The 13,469-nt window shown below is 35.1% G+C and carries 13 protein-coding genes; 8 read left to right on the top strand and 5 right to left on the bottom strand.

What is annotated here, in order from left to right:
• The first annotated feature begins 349 nt into the window (after positions 1-349).
• Entirely contained in the window at positions 350-2,893 is a 2,544-nt protein-coding gene (locus tag PHF25_01265; GenBank protein ID MDD4526648.1) for a glycogen/starch/alpha-glucan phosphorylase, read from the top strand.
• 42 nt (positions 2,894-2,935) lie between these two features.
• Here PHF25_01265 and PHF25_01260 read toward each other — a convergent pair whose 3' ends face one another.
• From PHF25_01260 to nadE, 3 genes are all read right to left on the bottom strand, one after another.
• Entirely contained in the window at positions 2,936-4,108 is a 1,173-nt protein-coding gene (locus tag PHF25_01260; GenBank protein ID MDD4526647.1) for a phosphoglycerate dehydrogenase, read from the bottom strand.
• Between the two features lie 18 nt (positions 4,109-4,126).
• The gene (locus PHF25_01255) at positions 4,127-4,729 is read right to left on the bottom strand and encodes a redox-sensing transcriptional repressor Rex (GenBank protein ID MDD4526646.1); all 603 of its coding nucleotides are present in this window, start codon (positions 4,727-4,729) and stop codon (positions 4,127-4,129) included.
• A 150-nt stretch (positions 4,730-4,879) separates the two neighbouring features.
• On the bottom strand, positions 4,880-6,604 hold the full coding sequence (nadE, locus tag PHF25_01250) for an NAD(+) synthase (GenBank protein MDD4526645.1): 1,725 nt from the start codon (positions 6,602-6,604) through the stop codon (positions 4,880-4,882).
• Between the two features lie 157 nt (positions 6,605-6,761).
• Between nadE and rsmG the strand changes: the two genes are divergently transcribed.
• From rsmG to PHF25_01215, 7 genes are all read left to right on the top strand, one after another.
• Positions 6,762-7,439 carry a 16S rRNA (guanine(527)-N(7))-methyltransferase RsmG gene (gene rsmG / locus PHF25_01245; protein MDD4526644.1) on the top strand — a complete coding sequence of 226 codons (678 nt, stop codon included), beginning with the start codon at positions 6,762-6,764 and terminating at the stop codon, positions 7,437-7,439.
• Positions 7,430-8,185 (top strand): AAA family ATPase, encoded by a 756-nt coding sequence (locus PHF25_01240; protein ID MDD4526643.1) that lies wholly within the window; start codon positions 7,430-7,432, stop codon positions 8,183-8,185. The genes rsmG and PHF25_01240 overlap by 10 nt, the downstream gene beginning before the upstream one ends.
• Positions 8,178-8,993 (top strand): ParB/RepB/Spo0J family partition protein, encoded by an 816-nt coding sequence (locus PHF25_01235; GenBank protein MDD4526642.1) that lies wholly within the window; start codon positions 8,178-8,180, stop codon positions 8,991-8,993. The genes PHF25_01240 and PHF25_01235 overlap by 8 nt, the downstream gene beginning before the upstream one ends.
• A 5-nt stretch (positions 8,994-8,998) precedes the next feature.
• The gene (locus PHF25_01230) at positions 8,999-9,958 is read left to right on the top strand and encodes a tRNA-dihydrouridine synthase family protein (GenBank protein ID MDD4526641.1); all 960 of its coding nucleotides are present in this window, start codon (positions 8,999-9,001) and stop codon (positions 9,956-9,958) included.
• 2 nt (positions 9,959-9,960) lie between these two features.
• Positions 9,961-10,407: a tRNA (cytidine(34)-2'-O)-methyltransferase gene (locus PHF25_01225; protein MDD4526640.1), complete on the top strand. Its 447-nt coding sequence runs from the start codon at positions 9,961-9,963 to the stop codon at positions 10,405-10,407.
• Between the two features lie 93 nt (positions 10,408-10,500).
• Positions 10,501-10,839 (top strand): hypothetical protein, encoded by a 339-nt coding sequence (locus PHF25_01220; protein ID MDD4526639.1) that lies wholly within the window; start codon positions 10,501-10,503, stop codon positions 10,837-10,839.
• A gap of 4 nt (positions 10,840-10,843) precedes the next feature.
• Entirely contained in the window at positions 10,844-11,638 is a 795-nt protein-coding gene (locus tag PHF25_01215; protein MDD4526638.1) for a hypothetical protein, read from the top strand.
• A gap of 2 nt (positions 11,639-11,640) precedes the next feature.
• Here the strand turns inward: PHF25_01215 and PHF25_01210 are convergent, their stop codons facing one another.
• Together PHF25_01210 and PHF25_01205 are read right to left on the bottom strand one after the other, a co-directional pair.
• Positions 11,641-12,192 carry a flavin reductase family protein gene (locus tag PHF25_01210; protein MDD4526637.1) on the bottom strand — a complete coding sequence of 184 codons (552 nt, stop codon included), beginning with the start codon at positions 12,190-12,192 and terminating at the stop codon, positions 11,641-11,643.
• Positions 12,193-12,266: 74 nt separating this feature from the next.
• Positions 12,267-13,406, bottom strand: a complete 1,140-nt coding sequence (locus PHF25_01205; GenBank protein MDD4526636.1) for a hypothetical protein — start codon at positions 13,404-13,406, stop codon at positions 12,267-12,269.
• Between the last annotated feature and the right edge of the window lie 63 nt (positions 13,407-13,469).

Below are 13,469 nucleotides of genomic sequence, written 5' to 3'. Positions count from 1 at the left end.
CAAAAGTTATTGAAGGAGAAATATCAGACATTTCTTTTGATATTTTCTAATAAATAATTAATCAATATCTTTCAATATATCCTTAAACCCCTGATGTCATTGGCTTCTATCCAAATTCCGAACTGATCTCATTCAAATCCCAAAAAAACTTCCAATAAACACTTTTTATATTGACCAATATTAAAGTTTATAAAACCGAATAATTCTATCTCTTTAGCTTTTCGTTCTTACTAGTATTTCATCTGTTTTTTATGTTTGATTAAATGTCTGCAACTTTTCTTTACTCCCTTCGATATTTTAAAGAACTAACAAACTATGTTAATTAACAAGCAACTGAAAGGAATAAATAATGTATAACAAACTTATTGCAATAACTAAAACACTCAGCCCAAAAGCTAAAGAAATTCTAAATATGATGATTAATCAGATTGATGACTCAGGACTATCATTACGAGGTGTTTCTATTGAAAACTGTTCAATAGCTGAATTATATACTACACTCACAAATGCTTTAAGAAAATCAATCATACCACAATGGGCCAAAACACAAAAAGCTTACAGAGAACATAACGCAAAACAAGTATTCTACTTTTCAATGGAGTTTTTAATGGGCCGAATGACTGGTAACAATATTGCCAATTTAAATTTAAACTCGGAAGTTCAAGAAATTGTAAATTTTTTAAAAAAAATTAATCCTAATTTAGCAAACAGTAATGATGCTAAAAATGATTTAGAAAGAATTGAAAACGATTGGGGGCTTGGTAATGGGGGTTTAGGAAGATTGGCTGCTTGCTATTTAGATTCAGGGGCTACCCTTGGTCTTCCATTACACGGAGAGGGATTTTGGTATGACTATGGTATTTTTAAACAAGAAATTATGAACGGTCATCAAACAGAGGAACCAGATGTCTGGGGAGAAAATGCTATGCCTTGGATGATTGAAGATGCTTGTAGTGCTGTTAAGGTTCGTTTTGGTGGCCACATGTCAATTGAAAAAGGTAAATGCGAACTCAAGGGTTACGAAAGCGTTGAAATGGTTCCTTTCCGTGCACCCATTATTGGTTACAAAAAAGACGAACAACCAAATATTAATAGCTTAACTCTTTGGAGAATCCATCCTCAAAGTGGAGCAATCAATTTTTCAGATATTAACAACGGAAATTATCATAGTGCTTATAAAAATGTCATTAATCCTAACCACGCAGCAATGAACTCAGTATTATACCCTAACGACAATCACACTCCAGGAAAAACATTAAGATTAATGCAAGAGTTTGCACTGGTTTCTGCTGGACTACAAAGTATTGTTGCCGAATACCTTAAGAACGGAAATAATATAGTATCTTTTGATGAGAAGGTTGGTCTTCAAATTAATGATACACACGCTGCTCTTCTTGTTCCTGAACTTATAAGAATACTGATAGATGAACACAACCTAAGCGCGGAGGAAGCAAGAAGTATAACCCAAAAAAGCATTGCATACACAAACCACACGGTTTTAAGTGAAGCACTAGAAAAATGGGATACCGAACTATTAAGAAGTCTCTTACCAAGACAATACAATATCATTGAAGGTCTAAACCTTAAGTTTTGTAATGAGATTAGAAAACAGTTTCCAAATGATGAAGACAGAGTACGAAGAATGTCTATTATTCAAGATGGGCAAGTAAAAATGGCACACCTTGCCCTTGTTGGAGGACACTCCATTAATGGTGTTGCTGCTCTTCATACTGAAATACTAAAAGATGATGTGCTTCACGATTTTTTTGTAATGTTTCCTGAAAAATTTCACAATGTTACAAACGGGGTAACACCTAGACGCTGGATTAGACAAGCGAACCCAGAACTTGCAGAACTAATCACCAGTTTAATTGGTGATTCTTGGATAACTGATCTCGGCCAACTAGAAAAACTAGCTGAGTTTTCTGAAAATACAGCAGTATTAACTAAACTCCTTAAAATAAAACAAAAAAATAAACAAGCCTTAGCCTCTTATATTTATAACAATAATGCAATAAAAGATAAAAAAGGTAATGTTGTCTCCAGAACAAAAGTTAACCCAAACTCTATATTTGATGTACAAGCAAAAAGATTACATGAGTACAAACGACAACTCATGAGTGCGTTACATATCTTAATGCTATACAATAAGCTTAAAGAAAAACCTAGCATGAGTTTTACTCCAAGAACATTCATCTTCGCTGCAAAAGCTGCCCCAGGATATCATACAGCCAAAAACATTATTAAGTTTATCAATATGCTGGCTGACTTAATAAATAATGACCCACAGATTAATGGAAGAATAAAAGTTGTTTTTTTAGAAAACTATAACGTCTCTTTAGCAGAAAAACTAATACCTGCGGCAGACTTAAGTGAGCAAATTTCAACCGCAGGACTTGAAGCTTCGGGCACAGGAAATATGAAGTTTTCCTTAAATGGAGCGCTAACTATTGGCACAATGGATGGTGCAAACGTTGAAATGGCCAGAGATATTGGTAAAGAAAACATGTTTATTTTTGGTCTAACAACACCAGAGGTAAAACAAGAAAAAACTTCTGGTTATAACCCCTGGTCTGTTTATAGTTCAAATTCTGAAATTAGACAGCTTGTTGATCAAATGAAAAATGGACAAATTGGTAAAAATGATGATGAAAAAAGAATAGCCGCTGAACTAATCAATGGTCTTATGGCTAACGACCACTACTTAGTATTAAGAGATCTTCCAGCCTATGCTGAAGCACAAAAAAAAGTGGGAGAAACATATAAAAATCCTATGGAATGGGCAAAACTTACACTATTAAATATAGCCAGAATGGGTTATTTCTCTTCAGACAGGTCTGTCCAAGAATATGCTGATGATATTTGGGAAATACAACCTATTAATCCTAACTAACTAAAAAAGCAGGGGTATGTACCCCTGCTTTTTTCTTTGAGTTTACTTAATTACTATAAACCTAACCTTAACAACACCTTTGATGCCCTGCAACGTTTTGATTGTCTTTTCATCTAGTTCATTTTCAACATCAATAATATTGTAAGCATACTCACCTTTACTTTTGTTAAGCATTTCAATAATGTTTACATTCCTTTCCGCTAAAACTGCAGAAATTTGTCCAACCATGTTAGGAACATTTTTATTCATAATTATTAATCTAAATTTTGAGTTAATTGGTAATGTAGCATTAGGATAGTTCACTGAGTTGACAATATTACCATTTTCTAAAAAATCCTTAACCTGGCTTGTTACAATTACAGCACAATTTACTTCTGCTTCAGCAGTAGAAGCACCTAAATGAGGAATTGGAATTACTTGATTGATTCCTAGCAATTCTTCATCAGGGAAATCTGTGACGTATCTAGCAACTATACCGTTATCAATCGCTTTTTTTAAGTCCTCATTGTTAACAATGCCACCTCTGGAAAAATTAAGGATTCTCATTCCTTTTTTCATAACCTTAAATTTCCCTTCATTTAGCATGCCCTTTGTTGCATCATTAAGCGGTGTATGAATAGATATGTAATCACATTCAGCCAACAGTCCATCTATTCCTATTGCTCTTGAAACATCCTTAGATAGTCCCCAGGCAGATTCAACAGAAATAAAAGGGTCTAAGCCTACTACCTTCATTCCAAGGTCAAGAGCAGCGTTTGCCACCATTACGCCTATCTTGCCTAAACCAATAACTCCCAATGTTTTCCCTGCAATCTCACAACCAGCATAATTTTCCTTATTTTTCTCTACTAATGTTGAAACATCGTCTCCCTTTCCCTGTAATGACTGAGAATAAACAATCCCCTGATAAATGTCTCTAGAAGATAAAAATAAACCGGCAATAACTAACTCTTTTACTGCATTAGCGTTTGCACCTGGAGAATTAAAAACAACAATTCCTTTTTCCAAACACTTATCTACTGGAATATTGTTTGTTCCTGCTCCTGCTCTACCAATTGCCAAAAGAGACTCTGGCAGCTTCATGTCATGCATTTTAAAGCTTCGGACAAGAATAGCATCCGGACTCTTTATTTCTGTACCTATCTCATAATCATCTAGTGGCAATAAAGCCAAACCTGCTGCATCGATTTTGTTTAGTGTTAATATTTTTCTCATTTTTCTCTCCTTTTATTTTTAAATTTGGGACACAACAAACCTTAAAGCCGCCGTGAAGTCCATATTATACAAAGCAATTCCCTTTGGTACTTTAATTTGTGCTGGGGAAAAATTTAAAATCGCTTTAACTCCATTAGCAACTAAAGTTGTAGCTACCTCTTGGGCTGACGCCTGAGGGACAGCGATAATTGCCACCTCAACGCTTTTGCTTTTCACAATATGGTCCAAGTCACTTGAATGATACACAGCAATTTCCGTGTGTAGTCTTTCAACTTTGTTTAAATTTATATCAAACCCAGCAACAATATCAAACCCAGTATCTTTAAATGCTTCATAATCTAATACCGCTGTACCTAGCTTTCCTAATCCTACAACACATGTCCTATATGGTCGTGTCAACTGAAGCACCCTTCCCAACGCTGAGGACAACTCCTCAACATGGTAACCTTTTCTACCAAAATTCATAATGTTAAGCGTGCCAATATCCTTCCTAATAGTGAAATCCGTAGTCCCCATAACAGCTGCTAACTCTTTTGAAGTCACATACTCAGCATCTTTGCTAATTGTTTGTAACACACCATAAATCTTAGATAATCGCTCTGCAGTATTTTTTGGTAACATCAGAATCTTCCTTTTGTGAATTAATTCACACTTTAATATCTAAAACTAGTATACAACTGAATTATGGTTAGAACAATAGCTATTTTATATGGTATTCAGGCGTGAATTAATTCACATACAGCTATCAATAAGGATAATAACTTGTGTTTTTTAAGGTTCTTTATTCATTTCTACATTAGCTAATGGCCATCTCCAACGAAGCCAACTAAAGGGGGTAAACTGTGGGGTGCGATTATAATACCACCGTTTATACTCTGTCTGATTGATAAGTTTTGTAGATAAAAACTTTAACTTCTGCTCAAACAACTCTGGCTCAGACCAATATTGCTGATATTGTCTTACGCTTTTATCTAAGAACTGTTTTTTTACTTTTTCCTGATTACCATAACTCATTCGTAGCGCCTCTAATATCGGATCAATATAGTCATAATCACCAAGCTCATTCGCATCAATCTGATCAGGAATTAGCTCGGCCGACGGTGGTCGACTAATCATTTCCTCGTCTAAAAAGTTTTCCCCATTAGCCTTTAACCATCTCAAATATTCAACAACCATTGTTGCCGGAATTGAAGCTATTAATGGTAACCCCAACAAATCACCACCTATTGTTCCATAACCAACAGCCGCTTCTGAAAAATTAGTAGTATTTATAACTATCCCATTCTCTTCATTAGCTATCGCCCACAACACATTAGCCCTAACTCTCGCCTGTAAATTCTGATGTGCAAGACTATCTTTTGCTATCTTTAAACTACTGCGAATGGGCTCAACCATATTATCAATCATAACCTCACGAACTTCTATTTTTAAGGTTTTCCCAAGTCTTTCAGCTATTTGTTTGGAAAGAGTAGCAGTGTATTTACCTAATTTATAAGGCAGCATAACCCCAAGCACCTTATCGGCACCCAAATGCCTTTTTAAAGCTACAGCAACAACAGTTGAGTCTTTACCTCCAGACAATCCCACAATGACTTTCTTGTCTAATAAACCAGACTTCCGCAAATATCCCTTTAAATAACAACCTATCATCTCATCCAGCTCACGCATTTTATCTTCACTAAAAATTACTTGTGACATTGTGTCTATCTTTTTTGTATCTACTATCTGAATGTCTTCCTCAAAGCCTTTAAGTTCTTGTACTAATTCTCCCTTAGCATTTAAAACAAAGCTTCTTCCTCCAAAAATCAATTCATCTTGTGCTCCTACTGTATTAATAAAAATAATAGGTACGCAATAATGCTTTGCAATCCCAGAAAGCTTACCCAAACGTAATTTTTGCTTTCCTAGATACTCTGGACTTGCAGAAATGTTTATAAAAGCCGATAGCTTCACCCCTTGAGACTTTGCCTCCCCAGCCAACTTTTCATACAAATCCTGCTCACACAAAAAGTGCTTTTTAGCTATTCCATCAGAGGTGCCAGCCCAATCATTTTCGCCTGTCAAAAATCCAAAATATTCATCACCTATTTTTTTAACACTAACAGACTCTATCTTCCCAGCCTGAAACCACCTGCTCTCATTAACTTCTTCATGCCCAGACAAACAAACCTTGTTTTGCCTAAAAGAATCTCTCCCAAAAACACCATAGGTATTAAATAACGCTTTCTCTCCTATGCTCTTATTTGCACTTGAAAAACCAACACCAATACTTGAAAATGTTTCACGTGAAACATTTTCAATTTCCTGCAAACAAAATTCTACTTCCTTCTGTATTTGCTTATTAAAAAAAATGTCCTGCGCGTAGCAACCCGTAAGTGCTAGCTCTCCAAACAAATGCAAATCAGCAACCTTCTCTTTGACACCAGTAACCATACGAAGCAGGTTAACTTTTGGATTTCCAACAATAGAATCAAACTGGTGAATAGCAATTTTCATATTATCTATTTTATCACCTTTTGTTATGTTGTTTATAGTAATTAGCGATTAAAAATGTTTCACGTGAAACATTTTTAATAATAAAATAAGAAAAAAATCCATAAAATCACGAATTCTCTACTTATAAAAATAACAAATTTGTGGCATAATGTTTCACGTGAAACAATCAACAGAAAATGATAAAATTTTTCATAAAATCATAGATTTGCTCCTTAGAGAAAATCAGATTCATAACCTTTCAGGAATTAAGGACTGGCAAGGAATGTATGACCAACATATTTTGGACAGCCTTGCTGTTTCTGATTATATTTCTACCCTTTCTGACTCCAACATTAACGTTCTTGATCTTGGCTCTGGAGCAGGATTTCCTGGCCTAGTTATCGCAATAAATAATCCTAACAAAAAAGTCACCATGATTGACTCAAACAGAAAAAAAACAACTTTCATTAATTTAGTTTTAAAGGAACTACAAATAAACAATGCAACCGCCCTGAACTCAAGAATAGAAGACATTGGCTGTCCGGAAAACGCAAACATTGTCTGCGCAAAAGCGTTGGCACCTCTAGACGTTCTATTAGAATACGCTTCCCCTCTCTTAAAATTTGGTGGCATTCTCATTGCCATGAAATCATCAGACATTGACGAAGAAGCAAGCAACGCCTCGCTTGTTGCCAGTCATCTTGGATTTGGAGACTTCAAAAAGATGCCATATTCGTTGTTTCAAAGAAATAGGCAACTCCTAGTATTCACAAAGACCAAAAAATCAAAAATAAAGCTTCCAAGAAAAAACGGAGAAGCAAGGAATAAGCCATTAAGGAGTAAGCTATGCGCATAATTTCTTTAGTAAATCAAAAGGGTGGGGTTGGCAAAACAACCTCCGCGGTAAACATCGCAGCCATGTTTGGCAAAAAAAATAAAAAAACACTATTAATTGACTTTGACCCACAAGCAAATGCAACTAGCGGTCTTGGTCTTTACGAAAACAATTTCACACATAGCGTTTACGAGGCAATGCTCGGAAATATTGACCCTACATTAGCTGTTTACCCAACAGCTATAAGCAATCTAGCTATTATGCCGTCCACCAAAGACCTTGCTGGTGCAGAGATTGAACTAGTTTCAGAATTCAATCGAGAAAGATTTTTAAAAACAATGATCAATAAACTAGATCTTGATTTTGAAATCATAATAATTGACTGCCCACCATCCCTAGGCTTACTCACCATCAATGCACTAACTGCCTCAACAGAAGTTATTATCCCTGTTCAATGCGAATACTTCGCACTAGAAGGACTGGCAAGATTAATGCAAACAATAGAAACTGTTAAGAAGGCTCTAAATCCTGAACTAACAATTAAAGGGATTCTAATGACTATGTACGACAGTCGTCTGGGGCTTAGTAGGCAAGTGGAAGAAGAAGCAAGAGAACACTTGGGGTCGTTAGTTTTTGAAACTGTTATCCCAAGAAATGTTAAGCTGAGCGAAGCTCCTAGTTTTGGCGAACCTATTATAAATTATGACAAAAAATCTAAAGGAGCTAAGGCTTATAAAAACTTAATAAAGGAGATAATTAATGTCTAAAAATAAATTAGGAAGAGGCTTGTCGGCATTACTCCCAGAAAAAAACTCGACTACTTCTGTAGAATCGGGGCTACAAACAATTGCAATAGAAAAAATTACTACAAATCCTTATCAACCAAGAATAATTTTCAAGGCTGAGTCCATTCTCGAGCTAGCTAATTCCATTAAGGAAAATGGACTTATTCAACCCATTGTTGTTAGAAAAAAAGATAATGGCTTTGAGTTGATCTCTGGCGAAAGACGTTTACGAGCCGCAAAACAGCTTGGGCACAACTCTATTCCAGCAATTATCAAAGAACAAATATCAGACAAAGAAAGCATGCTAATGGCTTTAATTGAAAACATACAAAGAGAAGATATTAGCCCTATTGAACAAGCAACCTGCTATAAAAAAATAATGGAAGAACAACACATTACTCAAGCTAATTTAGCAGAAATGATAGGAAAAAGCAGACCAGCGGTAGCAAACACTATTAGGCTTCTAGATCTCTCTCTCGAATGCAAAAAGGCACTTGAAGAAGAACTTATCTCTGAAAGCCATGCTAGAAAACTTTTGCAACTTGCTACTCATGATGCTCAAAACAAAATGCTACTAGAAATTACTAGTAACAATATGACTGTTAGAGATATTGAAACAAAAATTATTTCTAAAAACCCAAAAAAATCAGTATCTGTTAAAAATGTAAGCATAAAAAACCCAACTTATAAAATTTACTGCAAAAAAAGAGACTCAAAAGGTTCTTTTGTCATAAACTTTTCCACAAACGATGAATACAAAGAACTTATGAATATTCTAGAAAATATTTAACATAATTGATAATTGAAGAATTAATTAAGAAAACAAAAATCGTTATTGCCCCTATGGCAGGAATAACAGATCCTCCCTTTCGTAACTTATGTCGAACATTTGGTGCAGAACTTTGCTATACCGAAATGATTTCTGCCATGGGCATAGTAAAAGGAGATAAAAAAAGTCTGGACTTTACCTTTCAAAAAAATGAACATCCTGTAGCGATTCAAATCTTCGGAGCTGACCCTAATGCTATGGCTTTTGCTGCACACCATTTTCAGGATTTAGGCGCCGACATGATAGACATAAACTTAGGTTGTCCTGTTAAAAAAGTTGCTAAACAAAAGGCAGGAGCAGCCCTTGCTAGAGATATTGTCTTAACAGAAAAAATCATAAGTGCTGTTCGTTCTGCGACAAAGATTCCCTTATCTATTAAGATTAGACTTGGCTGGAACAATAATGAAGAAAACTATTTAGATTTATGTAAAATAGCTGAAAACAATGGGGTAAACGTTCTTTGTCTGCATCCACGCTATGCTGTTCAAATGTATTCTGGACTTTCTAATTGGCACAAACTAAATGAAATTAGAAAAGTATTTTCAGGTGTGATAATTGGTTCTGGTGACTTAAAGACTCCTGAAAATATTACCGCACATTTATCAGAATATGACGTAGATGCTGTAATGCTAGGCAGAGGCTTATGGGGTAATCCTTGGTTAATTAGTGACTACCTACTCAAAGATAGACAACCCTTACAAGAAACCATGGTTTTACATTTCAAATACTTGTCTTCTTTTCACGGTGAAAAAAAAGCAGCTATCTTGTTCAGAAAATTTATCAGCAAATACGTAAAAGGTCTTCCTAATGCTCACGAACTAAGAATGGTTGGCAATACTTTTTCTTCCTCTAACGATTTGCCTGAACTTATCAGATTAATGCAAAATCAGTGCTATACACCAGAAACCTCTTTTGGTAAGGTTTAATTATGGTAAATATTGTACTATATGAACCTGAAATTCCTCCGAACACTGGTAATATCGCTAGACTTTGCCTGGCTACCAACAGTCCTCTATATCTGATAGAACCTCTCGGGTTTTCCTTAGACGATAAACACCTTAAACGAGCAGGCTTGGATTACTGGCAACATGTTAACTATCAACTGGTTCCAACAATTGAAAGCCTTCACAAAGATTTTCCAAACAGCAACTTTTACTACCTTTCAACTAAAGCCACAAAACTATATACAGAAATTACCTACAAAGAAAATGATTTTCTTGTTTTTGGACCAGAATCCAGAGGACTTCCCGAAAACCTAATATTTTCAAATGATACAGGAATAACCATTCCTATGTTTAATGAAAAAGTAAGAAGCATAAACCTCGCAACATCAGTAGGCATAGTACTTTACGAGGCAATTCGACAGTTTAACTAATTCACCAAAAATATACCATGAATAAATAGCCGGAACTTTGTCGATATTATACGTGTCTAAGAAAATGTATAAGCAAACCGAAAGGGGCACAACATGTCTGGTTTTATAAATGCTGACTCAGCTTTTAAAAGTAATGATTCCAAGCAATCTTTACTAATTACAAATCGTAATGAGAAATATTATCTCGGTGATAGAAAAACCTTCATGAAAACATTAGAGGGTACTATTAACAAAATCACGCTAGATTTAGCTGACCCAGCTGTAGAATCTATGACAATTGATGGACAATTAATAGAAGATAAGAATTCCGCTGGTTCGCTTTTCTTTATCAATACTAAGCTTAATGAACTAAAAGACCTTAGTAGAACTCTAGTGTCCAGTTTTGATTTTCTTAAAGAAATTGAAAAGGAAGTATCTAGGCTGATATCATAATATAATGGTCATCCACAAAATCAATAATGTTGACTTAAGTAGACAGCTCAAAGCTAATAATTTAGATGCTTACAAGCAAGCCCTAGAAAAAGAAGCCCAAACAAGGGAAAGCGCAATAGCTTCGTCTAATTCTAAAATAAAATGGAATATTGTCAAAAAAGACGATGGCACAAAAAAAATAGACCCTTTACTAGAAACAGACCATGTCAAACTAAGCAGTATTAGACAAATGGATAAATCTGTTTCTGCAAATGTTATTGCCTATAAAATGGGCTACAAAATTAATCTACAAGAAAAAATAGAAACCCTTAAAGATAAATACATCAAAAACTTTTTACAGTCTAAATCACATAATTTTATGGTTGCTAAATTCGCTGAGCTCAAAACGGCTTTTTTGTCTCAAACCCTCTCTAACCTAGGTCTTGCTCCTCCCGAGCTTATGAAAATGCAAAAAAGGGCACTTAAGGGTGCGCAGGAAGAGAACGAGCTGCTATTCGAAGAGAACGAATACAATGAAGAAATGATTTATGTAATAGGTGGCTCTCCAAAAAAAATAAAAAAAGAAGTTAGGATAATGGATGAAATTAGACAACAACTAGCAACTCAAATGAACAAACTGGGTAAAACAAACTATTACAGCCAAGAACACGCCTTAACAATCAAAATAAAAGTATGCAAAAGAATGCGAGAAGAATTTCAAAAAGAAAGAGATAATTTACAATATCAAAGAGACTATCACTTTATTAACAAAGACGCAGTATCCACTGGTAGAACTGTTTTTGAAAAATTAAATATTTAGGTTTATTTCTTTACTGAAAAGCCAAATTTTCCTAATTTTTGACCTAATGAATAATATGAACCATGACTGTAAGCTATTAGATTTGCTTTATCCAGATTAAACTCTCCGCTTTTATTCACCAGGTCTTCCCTTACAGAAACGCCAACTACTTCTGCTATGAAGCAATCATGGGAACCTAAGGATAAAATCTGTTTTGTTTTACACTCTAAACTGACTGGAGAAGTAGCAATTTGTGGTGTAGCAATTTGTTGTGATGCTGATTTCTTGAGCCTAAGCACAGACCATTTGTCCATCTCTTTACCTGACCTAACTCCGCAGAAATCTGTTTCTTTAACCATCATCATATCTGTCAAATTCACAACAAATTCTCCTGTTTCTTTAATTATTTTATATGAATGACGGGATGGTCTTAGGGAAATTGAAAGCATAACTGGATCACTACAAATTGTTCCTGCCCAAGAAACTGTTATTAAATTATGGTCCTTTGGCTCAATTCCACAAGAGATAATCACTGCAGGTATTGGATAAAGCAAGTTGGCTGGTTTGGAGTGTATTTTTTTTGTTGGCTTATTAAGCTTTTCTCCATATTTTTTCTTTTTATCGTACACATTTTCTCCTCTTAATATAATCAAAAATTCATTTTGTAAGCTACGGTATAAGAAGTTTCTTTGTTTCCTATTTTTTCAAAATAAGTCACTAGGCTCGTAACAGCATTTAATGGGTAAACCAAGACACCATTAATTTTATGTGATGTTGCTGACTGCAGTGTCTGCTCATAAGAAACAACACCAGACATGCCGTTTATTTTATTAAAAGCCACTGCCGCCCTTAACACAGAGTCCCTGTTACTATACTTCTCATAACCAAAACTTACAACACCAAGTGGTGCAAACCTTACCTCTGCTCCCGCAAAATATCCATATCCAGCTGGATAAGAATCTTTTATATTCGCCGGAGCTATTTCATAGTTCGCATTAAAAAAACCAGGAATAAAATTTTCTCCTAATATACGATATTCCAGCCTATAGTCTATTATCTCACCCCCATCTATTTTTGTGCCTAAAGCTAAAGCGCTAGACTGGTTTGACAACAATCCATATTCTAAATAAGCATCCATCCAAGGGTCTATCAGTTTAAAACCTAAATCTGCACTATATCCCTGAGCATTTTTGTTTATCAATGTACCCGTGGAATCCACAATGCCATCACTGTCTACAATATAACTAAGCCCTACAACTAGTGGTGTATTAAGCTCTAGTAGTTTCACTAATTCATAAGTAAATCTCGCACCCGCTACACCTGTCCCTGAGTGCATGGCATAGACACCCAAAGGTGAAAATATTTTTGTATATCCCTTTGCCCCTGCTCTACTCATATTGAAATAAGTTGATTCCGGCGAAGCATCATAATCATCCATAATAAGACCATATCCATAGGTTTCCGCTGACAATTCTCCAAATCTAATGCCCCATAATCCATTGTCGTACTGAACATATCTAATCTCCAATAAAGATAAACCTTGTGGTCTTTTGTTTTCTGGGAAAACAATGTTTACTCCCACTCTCGCACTAAGATCATCAAAAGAAAAACTCTTAGCTATGTTCATGTTCAGCACATTTTGACCCTCACGAGAAATCATAGAAAATGTACCGCCACTATCTTGCTCCAAATCATTCATAGATAAATTACCATAACGTGCAAAAGAAGTAGACGTCATAACAATAAGCAGACTTAAATATAATAAGAAATTAGAAACACGATAATTCATTAATAAGCGATTATTGTTTCTATCAGTAGTTTTACTGTATAAAAAAAGGTTACAACAAAAGCT

The organism is Candidatus Margulisiibacteriota bacterium, from assembly GCA_028706105.1.
GTDB lineage: Bacteria > Margulisbacteria > Riflemargulisbacteria > GWF2-35-9 > DYQY01 > DYQY01.
This window is presented reverse-complemented; position numbering and strand designations above follow the sequence as displayed.